Below are 19,724 nucleotides of genomic sequence, written 5' to 3'. Positions count from 1 at the left end.
CCCGGCTGGCTCGGTTCCTGAAGGATGACGGCCGTGGAGGCGTTGAGAACGCTGCCGGACACGGCGGCTCAGCCGGTTGGTGACTTTGAGCTCGCGTACATCAGGCCGGACGGTGTGGAGGTTCGCCAGGACCTCGCGGCCTCGTGGGCGGTGCCGTTGGAGGCCGGCCGACCGGTCCGGCAGTTGCGTCCGTACAAGGGGCAGCGACATCTGCCGGGCTACTGGTGGTCGGTCACCGACGGGCAACTGGTGGGGTTCGAGTCCTGGCTGGAGCGCGATCACCTGATGCTTCTGGACTTTGACCCTGCGGTCGCGAGGATCGCCTCGCAGCCGTTCTGGTTGTTCTGGGTGACGGCGGAGGGCAAGGCGCGGTCGCATGCGCCGGACTACTTCGCGCGGCGCCGGGACGACTCCGCGGTGGTGATGGATTGCCGCCCCGTGAAGCTCCGTAAGCCTCGCGATCTCGTGGCGTTCGAGGCGACCAGACGAGCATGCGAGATGGTCGGGTGGGACTACCGGCTGGTGGGTTCGCCGGACGAGGTGCTGGTCCGGAACGTGCGGTGGATCTCGGGCTCTCGGCATCCACGCCACCACGACGCAGACTTGGCTGGACAGCTACGAGCCGTCTTCGCTGAAGGGGCTCCGTTGCTGGACGGGGTGCAGGCGGTCGGAGATCCGATCTCGGTGCTGCCGAGGTTCTTTCACCTGCTGTGGTCGCACGAGCTGGTGGTGGACCTGACCGTCCCACTGCACATGTCGGCGGTCGTGTCGCTTCCGGAGGCGATGTGACCGGGGGGCGGAAGCCTCGGCCGGTGCTGAGGCTGGGTGACTGGGTGCAGTACGACGACAGCGAGCACCAGGTGGTGGCGCTGGAGGGAACGTCGGTGCGGCTGAGGTCGGCGGGCGGGCGGAACTCGGTGGTGCTGCTGCCGTTCTTGCTGGCCTCGCCGGAGTTCGCGGTGGTCGATGGTGAGCCCTTCCCGGAGCTGGAGCCGCTGGGCCTGCTCGACGGCCTTCCTTCGGAGGTGCTGGCGGCGGCCAAAGAGTGGGAGCGCCACATCGTGGAAGTCATGACGGGACTTCCGCCTGACGCCGAACCGGGGGCGACGAAGCGGCCGGAATACGATCCGGAGCTGCATCCGCTGGGCGAACGCGACCAGGCCAAGGCCTCCGAACTCGGGACCGCACCATCCGCACCATCCGCACCCGCCGGGCTCGCTATGCCGCGCAGGGGTTGTGGGGGTTGGTGGATCAGCGGGCGGTGCGCGAGTGGCAGGCGACCGGGCGAGTCGACGTGAGGGTTGTGAAGGCGGTCCAGGCGGCGCTGGATGCTGAGACGAACGCATCGACGGGGACGCGGTCGCGGTTGATCTGGAAGGTGAGCAAGGCGCTTGAGGCCGAGCACGGGCCGGGGGTGGTGCCGCTGCCGGGAAAGACGACGTTCTATCGGTTGATCGACACGCTTTCGACGGGCCGTCACACGTTCGGGTCGGCGGCCACGCGGAGGCAGTTGGACAATCGGCCGGAGGGCCCATTCACGCCGACGCTGGCGGACCGGCCGGGCGAGCAGGTGCAGGTCGATTCCACGCCGCTGGATGTGATGGTGCTGCTGGATTCCGGGGTGCCGGTCCGGGCGGATTTGACGATCGCGGTCGACGTCGCGACGCGGACGATCTGCGCGGCGGTGTTGCGGCCGGAGGGCACCAAGGCGGTCGATGCTTCTTTGCTGCTGGCCAAGATGCTGGTGCCTGAGTCGATGCGGCCGGGCTGGTCTCAGTCGTTGGCGATGTCGAGGTCGCTGCTGCCGCACGCGTCGTTGATGGACATCGACGCGCGGATGGAGGCGGCGGCCGCCAAACCGGTGATCGTCCCGGACGGGGTGGTCATCGACGGCGGCAAGGTGTTCGTCTCCGACACCTTCATGCGGGCCTGCAACCGGCTCGGGATCTCGGTGCAGCGAGCCCGGCCGAACACCCCGACCGACAAGGCCGTGGTCGAGGCGACGTTCCCGTCGATCAACAGCCAGTTCACCCAGTATCTGGCGGCCCACACCGGATCCAATACCGACCGGCGCGGCCACCGGGTCGAGGACCGGGCGGCCTGGACGGTCCCGGAGCTGCAGGCCCTGCTGGACGAGTGGCTGATCGCCGGATGGCAACACCGCCCACACGACGCGCTCCGGGACCCGTTCTTCCCGCGCCGGATGATGTCGCCGAACGAGAAGTACTCGGCGTTGGTGGCCGCCTGCGGCTACCTCCCGCTCGTGCTGGGCAGCGAGGACTACCTGGAACTGCTGCCGGTGAAGCGCCGGGCGATCAACGCCTACGGCATCCGGATCGACTACCGCACCTACGACTGCCGGGAACTCTGGCCGCACCGGCGCCAGCACTCGGGGAACACGCGGATGAAGGGCCTCTGGGAGGTTCACTACGACCCCTACGAGCTGTCGCAGGTGTTCGTGCGCACCCCGGACGGCTGGATCACCGTCCCCTGGACACACCAGGCGATGGTGACCGGGCCGTTCGCCGATTTCACCTGGAACCTGGCTCGCCAGGAGAGCGCGGCCCGGGGACTGGACGACAGGAACGAGACCGAGGTCGCCAGAGTCCTGGACGAGCTGCTGACCCGCGCCGGCCAAGGCCCGGCACGCACTCGGGCCGAACGCCGCAGCAACCGGATCGTCGCGCGCACCAAGGTCGCGGCCGCCACCCACCAACCGCCGTCCCGGCAACTCACCGAACAGCCTGACGATCCCGAACCCGCAGACGACGCCGGGGAGTCGCCGGCGACCGTGGTCCCGTTCGGGATCTTCGACGCCCACGCCGAAGCCGAGAAGTGGATATGACCAGCGTCCCGGAGATCGACGGTGATGTTCCGCCCGACAGTCCGCTGACCACCAAGGAAGGCTGGGCCTCGTTCGTCCGGCACACCCCCGAGCCGCCCGAGATGTTGAGCCCGCGGCAACTCGAAGCATTCCCTCCCCGGCAGCAGGCGGCATACGAGCAGTTGCGGCGCGACTATCACGCTGATCTGCCGCTGGTGAACACCCCGATCATCCAGAAGGTCATCTCCACGGGGCGGCTGTTGATTCAGCTGAACCGGCGGCAGATTTCCGCTCGCCGCGGCGTCGTCATCAGCGGCGCGTCCGGGACGGGCAAGACCACCGCGCTCACCCAGTTCGGCCGCGCGCACGAGCTCGCCGTCCGCAAACGCCATCCCGACGACAAGACCCGGATCCCGGTCCTCTACGTCACCGTCCCGCCCGCCGCCACCTCCCGGATGCTGGCGGTCGAGTTCGCCCGCTTCCTCGGCCTGGAGTTCACCAGTCGCTACAACCTCACCGACGTCACCAACGCGGTCTGCTCGGTCGCCGCGCACACCCATGTCGACCTGGTCCTGGTCGATGAGATCCACAACATCTCCCTGGCCACCCGCACCGGCGCCGAAGTCTCCGACCAACTGAAGTATTTCGCCGAGCGGCTCCCGGCCACGTTCGTCTATGCCGGGGTCGAGGTCGAAGCCCAGGGCCTGTTCGCCGGGCCGCGCGGCCGTCAGATCGCCGGGCGTTTCACCGTCGTCCCGGCCGCCGCGTTCGCCTACGGCACCGCCGACCAACGCGACGCCTGGCGCGCGCTGGTCGCGAGCCTGGAGTCCACGCTGCGGTTGCGGAACCACACCTCCGGCGCTCTGACCGCCATGGCCGAAGACCTCTACCGCCGCACCGGCGGAATGATCGGCAGTCTTTCCCAACTCATCCGCGGCGCGGCCCTGCTGGCCATCGAGGACGGCACCGAACAGATCACCCGCGAGCACCTGGACCTGGTCCCGCTGGACTACGCCGCACACTCCTCCAACACGGCGCGGCGCGCCGTCAAGGCGGTGTGATGCCGCGCCGTCTGCCGCTCGCAGTCCCGCCCGCCACCGGGGAGACCATCAAGTCCTACCTGATGCGCCTGGCCGCCCTGCACGATGTGATCTACGGCGAGCTCTGGCTCTGGGTCAGCACCCCCACCGACGAACCGCGCAGCCACCAGCGCACCGTGGTCGGCGCGCGGCTCGCCGAAGCCACCGGCTATCGGCTGGACCGCCTGGCCAAGGCCCTGCCCGAACTCGACCCCGCCACCACCTGGCCGCACCTACGCGACACTCCGCAACCCGGCTGCCCGCGCTGCACCGCCCGCCACCCCGGCGGCACCGTCATGCGGCTGTTTCCGCTGCACACCTACATCTGCCACCGGCACGGCTACTGGCTCGGCCCACCCGACGTCGGCGAAGGCCCCCGCTTCCGTCACCTGGACGACCTTCCCGACCTCCTGGCCGCACAACGCCGGCTCGGCCGACTGGTGCGCACCTTCGGCCCGGTCCCGATCTTCGACGCACTCCTGCACGCCTTCAAGATCTGCGCGGTGCTTTGGAAAAACGGGCCCGAAGAAACCTACGGCGACAGCCGATGGTGGCTCTGGGACCAACGCCTCGACAAGCTCATCCCCAAGACCGACCCCCAGCATGCCTTCAGCCGCTCGCGCTGCTACGCCACGATCTTCCCCGAAGCCGTCGCCGTCACCGCCCTCATGGTCAACCCCGCCTGGCGAATCAAAGCCGCCTTCCCCTTCGAAGACCCCGACACCAACCACCGCTGGGACTTCACCCGCGAGTTCGGCCGACGGCTCGGCCTGCACGACTATTACCCCGAAGACCCAGAACACCCCGTCCACCGCTGGGCCGACCACCACGCCACCACACCCCACATCACCCCGGCGACCTTCCCCGAACGCCGCATCAAGACCATCGACGGCACCCCACTCGCACCCTCGACCCGAGCGATGCGCAAACACCACCAGGCAGCCCGCTACTTCGCCAAGAAACGCTACGCCGCCAACACCCTGATCTATGACCAGCACCCCGGCGGCAACCGTTCAGCGAAGTACTTCAGCTGGTCCGACACCTCAGCGCCGGTACGCGTGGCCAAGCTGATGTTGTGGATCTCATCGACCAGCACCAGGCCGACGTGGGTGTGCGCGGCGACCGAGCAGACCGCGTTGGTGACGTCGGTGAGGTTGTAGCGACTGGTGAACTCCAGGCCGAGGAAGCGGGCGAACTCGACCGCCAGCATCCGGGAGGTGGCGGCGGGCGGGACGGTGACGTAGAGGACCGGGATCCGGGTCTTGTCGTCGGGATGGCGTTTGCGGACGGCGAGTTCGTGCGCGCTGCCGAACTGGGTGAGCGCGGTGGTCTTGCCGGTCCCGGACGCGCCGCTGATGACGACGCCGCGGCGGGCGGAGATCTGCCGCCGGTTGAGCTGGATCAGCAGCCGCCCAGTGGAGATCACTTTCTGGATGATCGGGGTGTTCACCAGCGGCAGATCGGCGTGATAGTCCCGCCGCAACTGCTCATAGACGGCCTGCTGGCGGGGGGGGAACGCGGTGAGCTGCCGGGGGCTGAGCATCTCGGGCGGTTCGGGGGTGTCCCGGACGAACGCGGCCCAGCCTTCCTTGGTGGTCAGTGGGCTGTCGGGCGGAACATCATCGTCGATCTCGGGGACGCTGGTCATATCCACTTCTCGGCTTCGGCGTGGGCATCGAAGATCCCGAACGGGACCACGGTCGCCGCCGACTCCCTGGCGTCGTCGGCGGGCTCGGGTTCGTCGGCCTGTTCGGCGGGTTGCCGGGAAGGCGGTCGGTGGGTGGCGGCCGCGACCTTGGTGCGCGCGACGATCCGGTTGCTGCGGCGTTCAGCAGGAGTGCGTGCCGGACCCTGGCCGGCCCGGGTGAGGAGCCGGACAGCGCGTGTCCGTTCCGGGTGAAAGTTGCAGGGGGCTCGGACGCTGAGCAGCGGGTTGCAAAGTAAGTCCGAACAGCGGCCGTCGATCTTGTTCGGACCTACTTTGCGTTTTCGGTGGATCTTGATGGAGGCAGCGCCGCATAGACCACGCGGTCTCGCCACTGCCCCCGGATATGAAGGTGATCGCGTAGGTGTCGTTCGCGTCGCATGCCGATCTTGGTGAGTACTCGGGCCGATGCGGCGTTGTCGGGGTCGCAGGTGGCTGTGATTTTTTGCAGGCCGAGTTCGTCGATGCCGAAGCGAAGCAGGGCGGTGGCGGCCTCGCTGGCGTATCCCTTTCCCCACCAGTCGCGGTGCAGGACGTAGCCGATCGCTCCATGCTGGTCGGAGGCGCTGGTGACTTGAAGTTCGATCGATCCGATAAGGGCGTCGTGCCGGCAACTGACCACGGCGAGCGCGAAACGGCATCGGGGAGTGCTGGAGCTGTCTTGAGTCACATCGGCGAGGAACGCGGTGGTGTCGTGCGGGCTGTTGGGTCCCCAGTCGGTGTAGCGGGTCACCTCGGTGTCGCTGGCAAAGGCGTGAACGGCTGCGTGGTCGCGAATGCGAAACTCGCGTAGCAGCAGCCGCGGTGTCTTCAGGTCCATGGTCAAAGTATCCCGACGCGCGGATCAGTCGGTGGCTTCGGCGGCGAGGCGCATGCGTTGGCGGGCATAGGGCCCGGGCCGTGGGTAGTAGGTCTCAATCACCGGGCCGGCCACGTTCGTCTATGCCGGGGTCGAGGTCGAAGCCCAGGGCCTGTTCGCCGGGCCGCGCGGCCGTCAGATCGCCGGGCGTTTCACCGTCGTCCCCGCCGCCGCGTTCGCCTATGGCACCACGGAGCAACAGGACGCCTGGCGCGCTGGTGGCGAGCCTGGAGAGCACGCTGCGGCTGCGCCACCACAAAGCCGGAGCCCTTACCGCCATGGCCGAAGACCTCTACCGGCGCACCGGCGGAATGATCCGCAGCCTGTCCCAGCTCGTCCGCGGCGCGGCCCTGCTGGCGATCGAGGACGGCACTGAGCACATCACCCGCGAGCACCTGGCGCTCGTCCCGCTCGACTACGCCGCACAAACTTCCAGCGGCGCCGCACGCCGCTCGGCCAAGGCCGTGTGATGCCGCGCCGTCTCCCGCTCCCGGTCCCGCCCTCCACGAGCGAGACCGTCAAGTTCCTACCTGATGCGCCTGGCGGCCCTGCACGATGTGATCTACGGCGAACTCTGGCACTGGGTCAGCGCCCCGATCAACGGCGATCCCAAGCGGCGGATCATCGTCGGGTCACGGCTGGCAGAGGCCACCGGCTTCCGCGCGCTGCGCAAACACCACCAAGCCGCCCGCTACTTCGCCGGCAAACGTCACGCCGCCAACAACCTGATCTATCACCAGCACCCTGGCGCGCCCGTCATCAAGACCTACTACCCCCGCCCAGGCCCCTACGCCCGCCAACGCATGCGCCTGGCCGCCGAAGCGGATCAACAGTGATACCGCCCCAGGCACCCCTTCATGCCTGCCGACTCCTGAGGAACCCCCGGACCGCCAGTCCAAAGCCGCCCGGGTCCTCCGTCCACGGCAAATGCCCAGCCTCGTCCAACATCACGCGTGACACCCGCGGCAAGGCCTGTTCAAGCGAGTCGACCGCCCAGCGGGGCCGGATGTCCTCCGCGCCGTCGACGATCAGTGCCGGCACGTCCAACGCCTCACACGCCGCACGGATCTTCGGCGTCCCCCAAAGACGTTTGCCCTCTGCGTTCAGGACCTTGTTGCACTCAAAGTTCACGCCCAACCATGGCGTCGCCATGCGTTCCGCATGCTCAAGAGCCCGATCACTGTCGATGAAGTCCGCCGACCACTGCAACACCGACAGCTCGCGGTCTTCGGTATCGGTTCGGTTCCGCTCCCGCAGTTCCTCCCAGCGTTCCAGGTGCTTCCCCAAACGCACCCGGAGGTTCCGCTCATAGTCGGCATGCCAGCTCGCGTTCTGGTCAATGCCGGTGCCGGACACATAGACCAGCCCGCTCACCCGCCCGGGGTGCTCCAGCGCATACATCAACGCCAGCTGGGCACCCCACGAGTGCCCCACCACCGCCATCGTGGCCAGCTTGAAATGGCGGCGGACAGCCTCCAGATCCGCGACCGACCGCGCGCACGAGTACGGCCCGCACCGTTGCGAGCGACCACAACCCCGCTGGTCCCAGCGATACACCGTTGCCTGGTCCGTCAGCAGCGCAGCGACATCCTGCAGGGTGTCCCACAGCCCAGGACCTCCATGGCAGAACACCACCGGCTGCCCATCACCCGACCGGACCGCCCACAACCGAACGTCGTCCTCGGTCAGCACCCACTCCTCCACCCGCCAAGTCTGACGCACGCCGCACCCGCGCGCTCACCGAGCGGTCCCAAATCCAAAGCTGAAGGAACTGACTCACTCAAGATCCACCGAAAGTGCAAAGTAAGTCCGAACAAGATCAGCGGAGGTTGTTCGGACTTACTTCACAACCCGCAGGTCACGGCATCGGGCCCTGCAACCTTCGGCCGGAACGGACATACGCGGGCAATGCGCGGGCAAAGTCGAGTTCGTGATCTTGATTCTTTGCGCGGCGCGCGTTTACGCGCGCATGACGTGCGGGTACCTAACGCAACGAGATCGTGACACACGGTGAAGGAAAGATCCTCGGGGCGGCAAAGTCCCAGGTCGGGCTTTAAGGAGGGGTTCGGATGCGGCGTACAGAACGCGAGATCCGGCCCGTCCCCGCGCCCCTCTCCCCGCACGGCCCGGTCCGTACGGCCGAGGGCGTTCGCGGTGCGCTCGCCGGCGCCCGTCCCCCAACGGGCGCCCGGACGGCGGCGCGCGGCGATACACCTCGGGTCCTCGGCCGTACCGGACCGGCCGGACGCGGCGTCCTTCCCCGGGCCCCGGTGCCGCCCGCCCCCGCGGCATCGGCGTCCCCCCGGGCGGCCGGGCCGGCGGCCACGTCCCACCGTGCCGCCGGCCCGGTCCCAGACTCGCGGGCGCCTCGCGGCGCCCTCCCTCCATCGCCGGACGGGCCGTCACGCCCCTGTCCGGCCCGACCTGAGAGGAGGTGGGAATCAGCTCCCAGACGAACCGGCGCCATGCCGGTACGCACAGGCGGCCGGAACTCCGTCCGACCCCCGTCCCGGCCGCCGACGCAGTAAGGGATCGCTGCGCAACCGGGGCCCGTGGAGGCGCGACACCCCCCACGGGCCCCGGTTCACAGTGTCCTGCGCCAGACCTGCCCGTGGACGACGTCCCCGAAGCGCTCCACCGGGGGCTCCTCCTCTTCCAGGACGAACCCGGCCCGCTCGTAGAGGCGGTGCGCGGGACGCTGCAGCGCCGTCGTCCACAGCATGATCTCCGCGTAGCCGGCCCCGGCGACGAAGCGGACGCACTCGCCGACGAGCGCCGCGCCGACGCCGAGGCCGCGGGCGTCCGGCTCGACGTGCAGCAGCCGGAGCTGCGCGACGTCCGCCGTGCGCCGGACGCAGAACACGCCGCCCACGCGGGCCCCGCCGGACTCGGCGATCCACGCGTTCTCCCGCTCCGGGTCGTGGTCGCGCACGTAGTCGGCGACGACGGACGCGACGAGGGCCTCGTAGGTCCGGTCCCAGCCGCATTCCGCGTCGTAGAGGGCGCCGTTGCGCTCGACCACCCAGCCGAGGTCCCCCGGGCGCAGCGGGCGCAGGACGAAGCCGTCCGGGCGCGGGCGGTCGCCGAGGACGCCGTGGACGGTGCGCATCGCGGCGAGCAGGCGGCGCCGCTCATCGGCGGCCAGGCCGCCCAGCAGCCCGCGGATCTCGGCGACGGTCCGCTCGTCCAGCATGGCGAACACCTCGCGGCCCCGCGGCGTGAGCCGGACGATCTGGCGGCGGGCGTCGCCGGCGGCGCGTTCGCGCGCCACGAGGCCGTCGGTCTCGAAGCGGGCCAGCATCCGGCTGAGGTAGCCCGGGTCGAGGTCGAGCGCGCGGCGCAGGACGAGGACCTCGGTGTCCTCGCGCTGCGCCAGCTCGAAGATCACCCGCGCCTCGGTCAGCGAGTAGGGCGACCGGACGAGCCCCTCGCCGAGCACGCCCATGACGCCGGTGTAGAAGCGGTTGAACGCGCGGACCGTGCCGACGTCCTCCTCGGTCACCTCCATGCCGCGACCCTCCATACGTTTGACTGAGTCAAACGTTACGCCGGAGAGGACGCGGGGCGCCAGCCCCGGCGGCGGATCGGTGCGGGGGGTGAGGCAGGGTCAGACGCGCGCTTCGGCCTCGGTCTTGGCCGCCGGCAGCGCCCGCGCCTCGCGGACGACCTTGCGCTCCACGAAGAAGGTCATCAGCGGCACGACACCGCCGAGCACGATCAGCACCATCCTGCTGATCGGCCAGCCCGTGCGCCGCCACAGGTCGAAGGCCAGCGCCACGTAGACCATGTAGAAGAGGCCGTGGACGGGCGACACGATGCCCGCCATCTCCGGCATGTCGGTCGGCCCGTACTTGAGGACCATGCCGATCGCCAGCAGCACCAGCAGGGTGCCGACGATCAGTGCCAGGATCCGGTACCTGGTGACCGCGCCTTCCACAGGGAGCACACCTTTCGTTGAGCGGGCCGTGCGGCAGCCCGCACGAGGGGTCAGCGCCCCTGCGAGTTGAGCCGGGCGAGGTAGCGGTTGTACGCCGCGAGGGCGGGGTCCTCTTCCTCCTGGCGCTTGATGATCTCCCGCTTGACCTTGGCCGCCGCGGGCTCCTCGATCACCTTCGGCGCGGGCTGGACCCCGGCCCGCTCGTCCCGGATCATCTTGACCCACATCACGATCACGAAGATCGCGAAGATCGGCCATTCGAACGTGTAGGCCCAGCTGCGGTCGTTGCCGGACTGGGCGCGGTCGAACTGCCACCAGCCGAACCCGATGAACGCGCCGCACAGGACGACCGCGAGCGCGTGGAGGCCGAGCCAGCCGGGGGTGAGGAACCGTCGCACGTCAACGAGCCTACCCCCGGTTCCGCGCGGCGCCGCCCCGACCCCGTCCTCACGGGGGCGGGGGGCCGACGTAGACCGCGCGGGGACGCAGCGGACCGCGCCGGCCGTACTCCTCCAGCGCGTGCGCGAGCCACCCGGCGGTGCGCGCGACGGCGAAGACGGCCTCCCCGGCGCCCGGGACGAGACCCGCGACCGCGCCCAGCGCCGCCAGCGCGAAGTCGACGTTGGGCGCGGGCAGGCGGCGCCGCGCGGCCTCGTCCAGGAGGGCGTCCGCTGCGGCGAGCCGCTCGTGCCCCGGCGCGGCGGACCGGACGAGGTCCATCAGCAGGGTGAAGCGGGCGTCGCCCGACTTGTAGACCCCGTGCCCGAGCCCGGGGACGCGCTCGCCGGCGCGCAGCCGCTCCCCGATCACCCGGGACGCCGGCGCGGCGCCGGCGACCTCGGCGATCAGCCGCTCCGCGCCGTAGGACGCGCCGCCGTGCAGCGGGCCGCTCAGCACGCCGAGCCCGGACGCGACGACCGCGTACGGATCGGCGCGCACGGACGCGGCGACCCGCGCCGCGACCGTGGACGCGGCGAGTTCGTGGTCGGCCAGCAGGACCATGGCGCCCTCGAAGGCGCGCAGCAGGCCGCCGCCCGGCTCGGGCGGGTGCGGGCACAGGCGGCTCCAGAGCCGCTCGGCGATCCCGCCCGCGCCCGGACGCCCGCCCGCCGCCGGGTGCCCGCCCGCCGGGGGCAGCGCCTCGACGAGGCCGGCGATCAGCGTCCGCCCGGTCGCGGCGACGCCCTCGGGGTCGAGGTGGTGGCGCAGCGGGTCGGTGGCGGCGAGCGCGGCGGCGATCAGCTGGAGCCGGTCGAGCGGGAGGAGGCCGGCGGGCAGGCCCGACTGGGCGGCGGCGGCCGCCGCGACGCCGTCCTCCCGGGCCCGCCAGGGTCCGGCGGCGCCGGCGGCGTCGTCGTCGCCGGTCCAGAGCCAGGCGGCGACGTCCTCGAACGTCCGGGACTCCGCCATCGCCAGGACATCGCGGCCCCGGTAGTAGGGGCGGTCGGCGCCGAGCGCGGTGATCGCCGACTCGATCGCCGGCTCGCCCGGTCCGGGCGGGCGGCGCGGCCTCCCGCGCCGGGCCAGCTCCTCCACCTGCGCGGCGTCGAAGAGGCTGCGGCGCCCGTCCGGCGCGTGCCGGCGGCGCAGCACGCCGCGGCTCACGTACGCGTACAGCGTGGCGGGCTTCACACCGAGCCTCTCCGCGGCGGCCTTCGCGTCGATCCACCCGCCGGCCTGCTCGTTCTCCATCGCTCCCGCCCTGCATATTGATTATGGTCAATATTGATACATGTAGATGATGGTGTCAATCTGAAGGACATGCCCAAGATTCACTTCCTGGACGTGACGAACCGCGACGGCGTCCAGACGGCCCGCACCGGGCTGTCCAAGTTCGGCAAGACGATGGTCAACTTCTACCTGGGCCGGCTCGGCGCGGCGCAGTCGGAGATCGGCTTCCCCTTCCTGTTCCACGAGGTCCCGTACGTGCGGGCGCAGATCGCGCTGGCGGAGGCGGGGGCGTTCGGCGGCCTGCGGCTGTCCGGCTGGTGCCGGGGCGTCGCGCAGGACGTGGAGAAGGCCGTCCGGGTGCGGGCCGGAGGCGCCGGGCTCGCGCACTACAACCTGTCGATCTCCACGTCCGACTACATGATCGCGAACAAGTTCCGGGGCAGGCTGGACCGGGACGCGATCATCCGCGAGATGGTCGCGGCCGTCCGCGCCGCCAGGGCGGGCGGGGCGGAGACCGTCGGGGTCAACGCCGAGGACGGCTCGCGCACCGACGACGGCTTCCTGAAGGAGTTCGCCCTGGCCGCGAAGGAGGCCGGCGCCGACCGCGTCCGGTACTGCGACACCATCGGAGGCGACACCCCCGACCGGATCAGGGTGCGCTTCGCCGAACTGGCGTCCGCCGTGGGGATGCCCGTCGAGACCCACTGCCACAACGACCTCGGCTTGGCCGTGGCCAACTCCATCAGCGGCGCCCTCGGCGACCTGGACGCGGGCCAGGACGCCTGGATCAACACGTGCGTGAACGGGATCGGCGAGCGGTCGGGCAACGCCGACCTGCTGTCGACCATCCTCGCGTTCGAGCACGGGTTCGGGCTGCAAGAGCGCGGCGCCGAGATCGGCGATCCGATCGACCTCTCGTGGGCGCGGCGATTCGCGCTGTGGGCGAGCTACGCGTTCGGCCAGCCGCTCCCCTACAACCAGGTCGGCGTAGGGCGGAACGCGTTCGCCCACGAGTCCGGCATCCACGCGGACGGCGCGCTCAAGGACCACGGCAACTACGAGCTGTACGACGAGGAGACCCTCGGCCCGTTCCCGGACGACTGGCACACCCGTCCCGGACGCGTCGTCCTCACCGGCGAGTACGGCGGCAAGGCCGGCTTCACGCACGTCATGGACGGACTCGGCATCGAGCCGGTGGACGCGGACCTCGCGTTCAAGCTCGTCCAGCTGTGCAACGCCCAGACGGGCCGGCCGCTGACCGACGACGAGCTCCGCCTGATCGGCGCCCACCCCCGGGAGCTGGCGCTGCTCTTCCCCGGCCAGACCGACTGATCGACCGATCGACCGATCGCAGGATTCCGGCCTGATTTGTCGGGGGCCGCCTCTACGTTCTCGGGCATGGCGAGCAGCACGGTTGCGGCAGGGGCCGCACAGGCGTACACGTACACGCGGCCGTCCGGGCTGGACGCGGGCCTCCTCGGCCTGTCGACGTCCGGCGGGACGACCACCAGCGGGCCGCAGGCGCACCCGCGCTTCTTCAGCGGCGTGCTCACCCAGGCGGCGCCGGCCGCGGCGGGCCTGCTCGCCTTGGCCGACGTCGCGCAGACCCGGTACTTCCAGCCGCGCCCGACGTCCTTCCGCGATCCGGTCGTCACGTGCAACGGCGACCGGATCCGGATGGAGTCGTTCTCCGCGTGCGGCGGCGTCTACGCCAGGCTGGACGTGCTGGAGCCCGCACTGGACGGCGAGGTCCACGAACGCGGCACGACCAACGTGGACGTCAACGGCCCCCTGCGCGAAGCCCTCGCCCGTGTGGGCGGGTCCGATCCGCTGCATCTGGCGGTCGGCGCCGAGGAACTGGCCGTGACCACCATGGACGGCGCGGTCGTGGAGAAGAAGGTGCCCCTGCCCGACCGGTGGCTCCGGGGGTTCGCCGAGGTCCAGGTCATCACGGCCGGGTTCGATCTGCGCGGCGAGCTGAAAGGCCCCGACGCGGTGCGGTTCCTCCGGTCGCTGCCCAAGCGCGCGCGGGAGGCGCTGTGGGCGGTGCCCGCCGGGCGGACGCTGCGCGTCTCGTCCCGTCCGGTCCCTGGGGCGGTGTGCCTGGCAGGGCCCGACCGCCTGCGCACGATGCTCCCTCTGCTGCGCTTCGCCCGCGCCGTGCGGGTCTACGGGCCGCCCGTCCCCGACGGCGGCGGCCCGGTGTCGAGCGTCTGGGAGCTTGAAATGCCCGGCATGCGGTACGTCCTCACCCTTTCCCCGCAGCACTCGCGCGGCTTCTCCGGCGAGGGCGCTGTCCTGGAGGACGTCTCCACCGACGAGGCCGCGGGGGACGCCGATCTCCTGGGCGCGCTGCTGTCGTTCGAACCGCGTGTGGAACCCGACCTGCTCGCCGAGCGCTCCGGCCTCACCCCGGCCAGGACGAAGGCGGCGCTGACCCAGCTCGGCACGTCCGGACGCGTGGGGTTCGACACCGCCGAGGCCGCGTTCTTCCACCGCGAGCTGCCCTACGACCCGGCGCGCGTGGCCGCCCTCAACCCGCGGCTGCGGTCGGCTCGCGCACTCGTCGAGGACGGCGCCGTCCGGTTCACGTCCGGCGACACGGCGGTCGTGCTGAGCGGCGGCGGTGAGCGGAAGGTCCGCTTCGACGGCGACCGCGTCACCTGCACGTGCCCGTGGTGGTTCGACCATCGCGGCGAGCGCGGGCCGTGCAAGCACGTCCTCGCCGCCCGCATCGTCCGCCGCGACGCCGAGCAGATCGCCGAGGCCGGCCGATGACCGCACGGGACGAGCTCGGCGAGGCGGTCGAGACCGGCGATTCGGCGCGGACGGTGCGCCTGGTCCTCGTCCTGGACGCCGCCGAACGGCGCGCCTTCGCAGGCGAACTGCCCGGCCGGCTGAAGGCGATGCGCGCCGCGACGGCGCACGGGTCGTTGGCCGAGGTGGTGCGCGAGTCCCTCCTCGTGGCCGGTGCGGGCACGATCGGCGGTCCCGCGGCCGCGGCCTCGTGGCTGTGCCACCGGGACCTGCGGCCGTGGTGGGGCTCCGACGGCTACGCGGCTCTCCGCGAGGCGCTCACCGCGGTCACCGCCGACCGGACGGACGAGTGGCGCGCCGAGGTCGCGCACAGGGTCGCCGACCGCATCCGCGTCTCGGACGTCGACGGGATGCTCTGGCACACCGCGGCGGCGCTCGCCAAGGCGGCGGGCGCCGCTCCCCCGGTCTCGGACGGTTTCGTGGTCGGCTGGCTGGGGAGCGACGTCCGGGCCGAGGCGCTCGGCGAGGACCCGTTCCTCGACGCGCTCGTCCCCAAGCTCTTCGAGGCGGACGGCGTCGGCGCCGCCCTCGCCAACGACGCGGCATGGATGCGATGGGACAAGACCCGTAAGAGCACCTGGGCCAGTTCCCTGTCCGCCTTGGCCCGGGCGGGGCGGATCGAACGCGCGACCCTCCTGGACGGGTGCGTCAGCCGATTCCTGCGCGGCGGCACCCCGCACACCCTCCGCTGGTTCGTCCAGCTCCACGACGCGCTGGAGCCCACCGACGACGAGACGGCCGCGCGCGTGCGCGACTACGTCCGGCTGCTGCCGGCCGCACCGCCGGCCGTGGCGGAGCTCGCGCTGCGGCGGCTGCGCCGCGCCGACGACCTCGGACGCCTCAACGCGGCGCTCTTCGCCGAGGCCGCCGACGCGGTGCTGTTCCGGCCGGAGAAGAAGCTCGTCCGGGCCGCGCTCACCTGGCTCGACCGGACGGCACGCAAACGCGGCCGGGCCGACGCCACGGTGCGCGCCCTCACCGCGGTCTTCGGCTCCGATGCGGTCGACCTGCGGGAACGCGCCGTGAAGATCGCGGCCAGGCACGCCGCCCAGGTGGGCGACGCCGTCCGGCAGGAGGTCCGGGACGCCGCAGGCGCCCTGCCCGCGGAACCGCGCGCGACGATCGCGGAGGCGTTCGGGGCGGTCGAGCCCGCCGCAGAGCCCGAGCCGCCGATGGGCCCGCCGCCCTTCGTCCCCCGCGAGATGCCCGCGCCCATCGGCTCCCTCGCCGAACTGGCGGACGAGTTCGCGGTGCTGCTGCGCTCCGAGGCGGAGTGGCCCGCGACCGAGCGCTTCCTCGCGGCGCTCGTCGAGTTCTCCCACCGCGACCCGGACGGCGCCCGCGAGGCCCTCCGGAAGCACGCCGACGACTACGCGCCCTGGATAACGCGCCTCGACGACTACGGGTACATGCGGCGCCACCTCCGGGAGAGCTGGATCCAGTTCCCGGTGCGGAGCCTCCTGCTCCCGAAGGCGCGGCGCAGCCTGCCGGAGGCGCTCGGCGCCCTCCTGCGTGGACGGTCCCACCGGTTCGGGGCTGCCCCCGGGCCGCGCATGGACCGGTTCCTCGCCTGGCGGCTGCACGAGATCGCGTCCGCCGTCGGGAACGTGCCCGTCCTCCTCGCGACCCCGACCGAGGCGAGCGGCCACGTCGACCCCGGTGTCCTGGTCGACCGCCTCGCGCGCCTGGAGCGGGCGGGCGCCGAGCCGGGGCGGGCGGAGCTCGTGCAGGCGATGCTCCGCGTGCCGCGCGAGGCCGACGCGGCGGCCGCGGCGCGCGCGAAGGGCCTGGCGTCCGAGGCGGGGCGGACGGTCGCGGCCTGGCTCGCCGGGGGCGGGCTCGCCGACCCCGCCGTGACCTGCGCGGTCCTCGGCCCGCCGGCGGGCGCGACCGGCGGCGACCGGAAGGTCCGCGTCCACACCACGGTGGACATGCCCGGCGACTCCGACATCGCCCACCTCTGCGCGTTCCCGGAGAAGGACCGCGCGGCTCTCCAGGGGACGTGGAGCTCCTACCGGGGCCCCGGCTTCTGGCCGTCCGTCCTGCCGTCCCACCGCGAGATCGTCGCCGCCCATCTCGTCCCGTACGCGGCCGGGACGGGCTACTACGGCTGGAACCTGGGGGTCGTCATGCTTGCGCTGGCCGAGGCGGACGGTCCCGCGGGCGCCGCCACCGGGACGCTCCTCGCCCTCACTCTGGCCGACGAGGACCGGGACGAGCGGGCGCACGCCGCCGAGGCCCTGCTGACGCTCGGCGCCCGGGACGCCCTCCCCGCGGCCGAGACGGGCGCCGCCCTCGGCAGGCTCTGCGCGCTGGGCCGCGTCCCGCTGCCCCGCACCGTCAAGGCCCTCACGGGCGCCGCCGACGCGGGCGCCCACGCCGGCGTCTGGACGATCCTCGCCACCGCCCTCCCCCACCTGCTGCCCGCGCCGGGCGAGCGCGCCCCCGCCGGCCTACCCTCCCTGATCACGCTGGCCGCCCGCCTGGCCGAGCTCACCGGCGCCCGGGGCGCCATCCCGGAGGTCGCGGACGTGGCGGCGCGCGGCGGCTCCAGCCGGCTCGTCCAGGAGTCCGCCCGCCTGCACCGCACCCTCGCAACGTGAGAGCGCGCATCGGTGTTGACGAAGAGGACACCGACGAAGAGGACACCAAAGAAGACGGCACCGAAGAAGACGCCGGTCCCGCATGGGACGCTGGACACACCGGAAGGAGCGCCGCACCATGACCGAAACCCTCGCGTTCGGCGCGGTCGACACCGTGCTCGGCCGCCTGCTCGTCGCCGGGACCGAGACGGGAGTCGTCTCGGTCGACTTCCGCGACACCCCCGCCGCCCGCGCCCGCACCGCCAAGGCCGCCGGCCTGCCCGTGGTGGAGGCGCCCGACCGCGTGGCCCCCGCGCTCTCGGCCCTCCGCGGCTACTTCGCCGGCGACCTGAAGGACTTCGGCGTGCCGATCGACTGGCGCCTCACGTCCGACGCCCAGCGGCAGGTCCTCACGACGCTGCACGAGTCCGTCCGGTACGGGAGGGTCGTCACCTACGGCGAGCTGGGGGGCCGCAGCGGCACGGGCGTCCACGCCCAGGTCATCGGCCAGATCATGGGCAGCAACCCGATCCCGCTGATCGTCCCCTGCCACCGCGTCGTCGCCTCGAACGGCCTCGGCGGCTACAGCGGCGGCTCGGGCGTCGAGATCAAGCGCTGGCTCCTCACCCTGGAGGGCGCCGTCCCCGCGACCCTCGACTGGGACATCACCCGCGCCCCGTGAGCTTACCTACGAGGGGTCGGGAACCTAGAATGGGCGGGTGCCGAAGATCAGTGCGGCGACCGTCGCGGAGCACCGGGCCCGGCAGCTGCGGAACCTGCTGGACGGCGCGCGGGCGCTCGTGGCCGAGGAGGGCATCGAGGCGCTGTCGCTGGCGGCGCTGGCCCGGCGGGTCGGGCTGTCGCGGCCGGGCCTGTACGAGTACTTCCGGTCGAAGGACGACCTCGTCGCGGCGATCGTCGAGGAGGAGCTGCCCCGGTGGGCGTCCCTCGTCGAGGAGGCGCTGGCCGGGGCCGAGGGCCTGGACGGCAAGGTCGCGGCCTACATCCGGTGCCAGCTGGAGGTCATGACGGACGGACGGCACGCCGCCGCCGTCGCGCTGGTCGAGCACGCCCTCGCCGAACCGGCCGTCGACCGCATCCGGGCGGGGCACGCGCAGCTGCTCCGCCCGCTCGTCGCCGCGCTGGAGGCCGGCGGCGTCGCCGAGGCCGAGCTGCGCGCCGAGCTGATCCAGGCGCTGGTCGACGCCGCCGCCGAGCTGGCGCAGCGCAGGCCGTCCGGCGCCGAGGCCGTCGTCGAGGCGACGCTGGCGCAGGCGATCCGGGGCCTGGGCTGAGCCGGGGCCCGGCTAGGCCGGGGCGGGCGCGAAGGTGACGCCCGTGAGGGTTTCGGAGACGTCCCAGAGGCGCTCCCCCAGGCCGGGGCGCCCGGCCTGCGGAGGCGTGGCCACCTTGACGGGCGCGCCCCGGTACTGGAGCAGCCGGGGGCCGTAGCAGGCGCCGCCCTCGACGTCCGCCGTCGCGGCGTACAGGGACGGCAGCGCCCCCGCCGCGGCGGACTGCGCCATCAGGGCGTTGCCGATGCCCGCGGCCCTGTCCATGAACGTGTTGCCCTGCATCTTCGGGCCGGCCTGCTGGAGGTTCGTCGCCGCGAAGCCGGGGTGGGCGGCGACGCTGGTCAGCTCGGGGACGCGCCGGTCCAGCTCCTTGGCGAAGACCAGGTTCGCGAGCTTGGCCTGGGCGTAGGCGGACCACTTGCGGTAGCGGCGCTCGCCCTGGAGGTCGTCGAAGTCCAGCCGGCCCGACCAGGCGAAACCCGACGTCACCGTGACGACGCGGGCGGACGCGGCGCGCAGCGCGGGCGCCAGCAGGCCGGTGAGCGCGAAGTGGCCGAGGTGGTTGGTGCCGAACTGCATCTCGAAGCCGTCGGCGGTGGAGCGCCGCGGCAGCGCCATGACGCCCGCGTTGTTGACCAGGACGTCGAGGGGCCCGTCGCCGTGCCGGGCCGCGAACGTCCGGACGGACGACAGGTCGGCGAGGTCCAGCGCGCCGAGCGCGATGTCGGCGCCCGGCGCGGCCTTCCGCATCCGGTCGAAGGCGGCCTGGCCGCGCTCGGCGCTGCGGCACGCCAGCACGACGGACGCGCCGTGCCGCGCGAGCTGGAGCGCGGTGTGGTAGCCGATGCCGCTGTTGGCCCCGGTCACGATCGCCCGCCGGCCGCTCAGGCCGGGGATGTCGTCCGCCGTCCATCCGCGCATGGGAACCTCCACGTCATATCGCGACCTCACAAGT

Annotated in this window: 19 protein-coding genes and 1 pseudogene; 12 read left to right on the top strand and 8 right to left on the bottom strand. The window is 72.1% G+C overall.

The features are described 5' to 3' along the window. Positions 1–33 precede the first annotated feature (33 nt). From ACA511_RS23315 to ACA511_RS23295, 5 genes and pseudogenes are all read left to right on the top strand, one after another. Positions 34–789: a TnsA-like heteromeric transposase endonuclease subunit gene (locus ACA511_RS23315; RefSeq protein WP_375026689.1), complete on the top strand. Its 756-nt coding sequence runs from the start codon at positions 34–36 to the stop codon at positions 787–789. Between the two features lie 44 nt (positions 790–833). Further along, positions 834–1,298, top strand: coding sequence for a hypothetical protein (locus ACA511_RS23310; RefSeq protein WP_375026688.1), 465 nt, complete (start codon positions 834–836; stop codon positions 1,296–1,298). Continuing rightward, positions 1,262–2,845, top strand: coding sequence for a Mu transposase C-terminal domain-containing protein (locus tag ACA511_RS23305; protein WP_375026687.1), 1,584 nt, complete (start codon positions 1,262–1,264; stop codon positions 2,843–2,845). The genes ACA511_RS23310 and ACA511_RS23305 overlap by 37 nt, the downstream gene beginning before the upstream one ends. Next, entirely contained in the window at positions 2,842–3,885 is a 1,044-nt protein-coding gene (locus ACA511_RS23300; protein ID WP_375026686.1) for a TniB family NTP-binding protein, read from the top strand. Before ACA511_RS23305 ends, ACA511_RS23300 begins: the two co-directional genes overlap by 4 nt. Next, positions 3,885–4,235 (top strand): annotated as a pseudogene (locus ACA511_RS23295) (TniQ family protein); the annotation flags it as partial. The gene ACA511_RS23300 and the pseudogene ACA511_RS23295, both read left to right, overlap by 1 nt. A 653-nt stretch (positions 4,236–4,888) precedes the next feature. Here the strand turns inward: ACA511_RS23295 and ACA511_RS23290 are convergent. Beyond that, the gene (locus ACA511_RS23290) at positions 4,889–5,551 is read right to left on the bottom strand and encodes a TniB family NTP-binding protein (protein WP_375026685.1); all 663 of its coding nucleotides are present in this window, start codon (positions 5,549–5,551) and stop codon (positions 4,889–4,891) included. Positions 5,552–5,879: 328 nt separating this feature from the next. Continuing rightward, the gene (locus ACA511_RS23285) at positions 5,880–6,428 is read right to left on the bottom strand and encodes a GNAT family N-acetyltransferase (RefSeq protein ID WP_375026684.1); all 549 of its coding nucleotides are present in this window, start codon (positions 6,426–6,428) and stop codon (positions 5,880–5,882) included. Positions 6,429–6,649: 221 nt separating this feature from the next. Here ACA511_RS23285 and ACA511_RS23280 point away from each other — a divergent pair, with 221 nt between their 5' ends. Together ACA511_RS23280 and ACA511_RS23275 are read left to right on the top strand one after the other, a co-directional pair. Next, entirely contained in the window at positions 6,650–6,937 is a 288-nt protein-coding gene (locus ACA511_RS23280) for a hypothetical protein (RefSeq protein WP_375026683.1), read from the top strand. A 63-nt stretch (positions 6,938–7,000) separates the two neighbouring features. Next, entirely contained in the window at positions 7,001–7,303 is a 303-nt protein-coding gene (locus ACA511_RS23275) for a hypothetical protein (RefSeq protein WP_375026682.1), read from the top strand. A 19-nt stretch (positions 7,304–7,322) separates the two neighbouring features. On the opposite strand, the gene ACA511_RS23270 is transcribed toward ACA511_RS23275, so the two are convergent. The 5 genes from ACA511_RS23270 to ACA511_RS23250 form a co-directional block, all read right to left on the bottom strand. After that, complete coding sequence (locus tag ACA511_RS23270; RefSeq protein ID WP_375026681.1) at positions 7,323–8,159, bottom strand: alpha/beta fold hydrolase; 837 nt, start codon at positions 8,157–8,159, stop codon at positions 7,323–7,325. Positions 8,160–9,051: 892 nt separating this feature from the next. Next, a complete protein-coding gene (locus tag ACA511_RS23265; RefSeq protein WP_375026680.1) occupies positions 9,052–9,975 on the bottom strand; it encodes a GNAT family N-acetyltransferase in 924 nt (307 codons plus the stop codon). Positions 9,976–10,074: 99 nt separating this feature from the next. Next, positions 10,075–10,404, bottom strand: a complete 330-nt coding sequence (locus tag ACA511_RS23260; protein WP_375026679.1) for a DUF3817 domain-containing protein — start codon at positions 10,402–10,404, stop codon at positions 10,075–10,077. 50 nt (positions 10,405–10,454) lie between these two features. Then, a complete protein-coding gene (locus ACA511_RS23255; protein ID WP_375026678.1) occupies positions 10,455–10,802 on the bottom strand; it encodes a hypothetical protein in 348 nt (115 codons plus the stop codon). Between the two features lie 49 nt (positions 10,803–10,851). Continuing rightward, complete coding sequence (locus tag ACA511_RS23250) at positions 10,852–12,096, bottom strand: citrate/2-methylcitrate synthase (protein WP_375026677.1); 1,245 nt, start codon at positions 12,094–12,096, stop codon at positions 10,852–10,854. A gap of 69 nt (positions 12,097–12,165) precedes the next feature. Here ACA511_RS23250 and ACA511_RS23245 point away from each other — a divergent pair, with 69 nt between their 5' ends. From ACA511_RS23245 to ACA511_RS23225, 5 genes are all read left to right on the top strand, one after another. Further along, positions 12,166–13,407: a LeuA family protein gene (locus ACA511_RS23245; RefSeq protein WP_375026676.1), complete on the top strand. Its 1,242-nt coding sequence runs from the start codon at positions 12,166–12,168 to the stop codon at positions 13,405–13,407. A 66-nt stretch (positions 13,408–13,473) separates the two neighbouring features. Beyond that, positions 13,474–14,853, top strand: a complete 1,380-nt coding sequence (locus tag ACA511_RS23240; protein WP_375026675.1) for an SWIM zinc finger family protein — start codon at positions 13,474–13,476, stop codon at positions 14,851–14,853. Next, on the top strand, positions 14,850–17,495 hold the full coding sequence (locus tag ACA511_RS23235; protein WP_375026674.1) for a DUF6493 family protein: 2,646 nt from the start codon (positions 14,850–14,852) through the stop codon (positions 17,493–17,495). Before ACA511_RS23240 ends, ACA511_RS23235 begins: the two co-directional genes overlap by 4 nt. Before the next feature lie 118 nt (positions 17,496–17,613). After that, complete coding sequence (locus ACA511_RS23230) at positions 17,614–18,156, top strand: methylated-DNA--[protein]-cysteine S-methyltransferase (protein ID WP_375026673.1); 543 nt, start codon at positions 17,614–17,616, stop codon at positions 18,154–18,156. A gap of 37 nt (positions 18,157–18,193) precedes the next feature. Next, positions 18,194–18,769, top strand: a complete 576-nt coding sequence (locus ACA511_RS23225; RefSeq protein WP_375026672.1) for a TetR/AcrR family transcriptional regulator — start codon at positions 18,194–18,196, stop codon at positions 18,767–18,769. Positions 18,770–18,781: 12 nt separating this feature from the next. Here the strand turns inward: ACA511_RS23225 and ACA511_RS23220 are convergent, their stop codons facing one another. After that, complete coding sequence (locus tag ACA511_RS23220; protein WP_375026671.1) at positions 18,782–19,690, bottom strand: oxidoreductase; 909 nt, start codon at positions 19,688–19,690, stop codon at positions 18,782–18,784. Between the last annotated feature and the right edge of the window lie 34 nt (positions 19,691–19,724).

Source organism: Actinomadura sp. GTD37, from assembly GCF_041951365.1.
GTDB lineage: Bacteria > Actinomycetota > Actinomycetes > Streptosporangiales > Streptosporangiaceae > Spirillospora.
Note: the sequence above shows the minus strand (reverse complement) of the source record. Positions and strands in the feature narration are given on the sequence as shown.

Bases quoted from the DNA above. Each gene is read 5' to 3' on its own strand.
- ACA511_RS23220 (WP_375026671.1), bottom strand. From the start codon at position 19,690: ATGCGCGGATGGACGGCGGACGACATCCCCGGCCTGAGCGGCCGGCGG.
- ACA511_RS23265 (WP_375026680.1), bottom strand. From the start codon at position 9,975: ATGGAGGTGACCGAGGAGGACGTCGGCACGGTCCGCGCGTTCAACCGC.
- ACA511_RS23240 (WP_375026675.1), top strand. From the start codon at position 13,474: ATGGCGAGCAGCACGGTTGCGGCAGGGGCCGCACAGGCGTACACGTAC.
- ACA511_RS23290 (WP_375026685.1), bottom strand. From the start codon at position 5,551: ATGACCAGCGTCCCCGAGATCGACGATGATGTTCCGCCCGACAGCCCA.
- ACA511_RS23285 (WP_375026684.1), bottom strand. From the start codon at position 6,428: ATGGACCTGAAGACACCGCGGCTGCTGCTACGCGAGTTTCGCATTCGC.
- ACA511_RS23300 (WP_375026686.1), top strand. From the start codon at position 2,842: ATGACCAGCGTCCCGGAGATCGACGGTGATGTTCCGCCCGACAGTCCG.
- ACA511_RS23280 (WP_375026683.1), top strand. From the start codon at position 6,650: ATGGCACCACGGAGCAACAGGACGCCTGGCGCGCTGGTGGCGAGCCTG.
- ACA511_RS23275 (WP_375026682.1), top strand. From the start codon at position 7,001: ATGCGCCTGGCGGCCCTGCACGATGTGATCTACGGCGAACTCTGGCAC.
- ACA511_RS23245 (WP_375026676.1), top strand. From the start codon at position 12,166: ATGCCCAAGATTCACTTCCTGGACGTGACGAACCGCGACGGCGTCCAG.
- ACA511_RS23250 (WP_375026677.1), bottom strand. From the start codon at position 12,096: ATGGAGAACGAGCAGGCCGGCGGGTGGATCGACGCGAAGGCCGCCGCG.
- ACA511_RS23235 (WP_375026674.1), top strand. From the start codon at position 14,850: ATGACCGCACGGGACGAGCTCGGCGAGGCGGTCGAGACCGGCGATTCG.
- ACA511_RS23230 (WP_375026673.1), top strand. From the start codon at position 17,614: ATGACCGAAACCCTCGCGTTCGGCGCGGTCGACACCGTGCTCGGCCGC.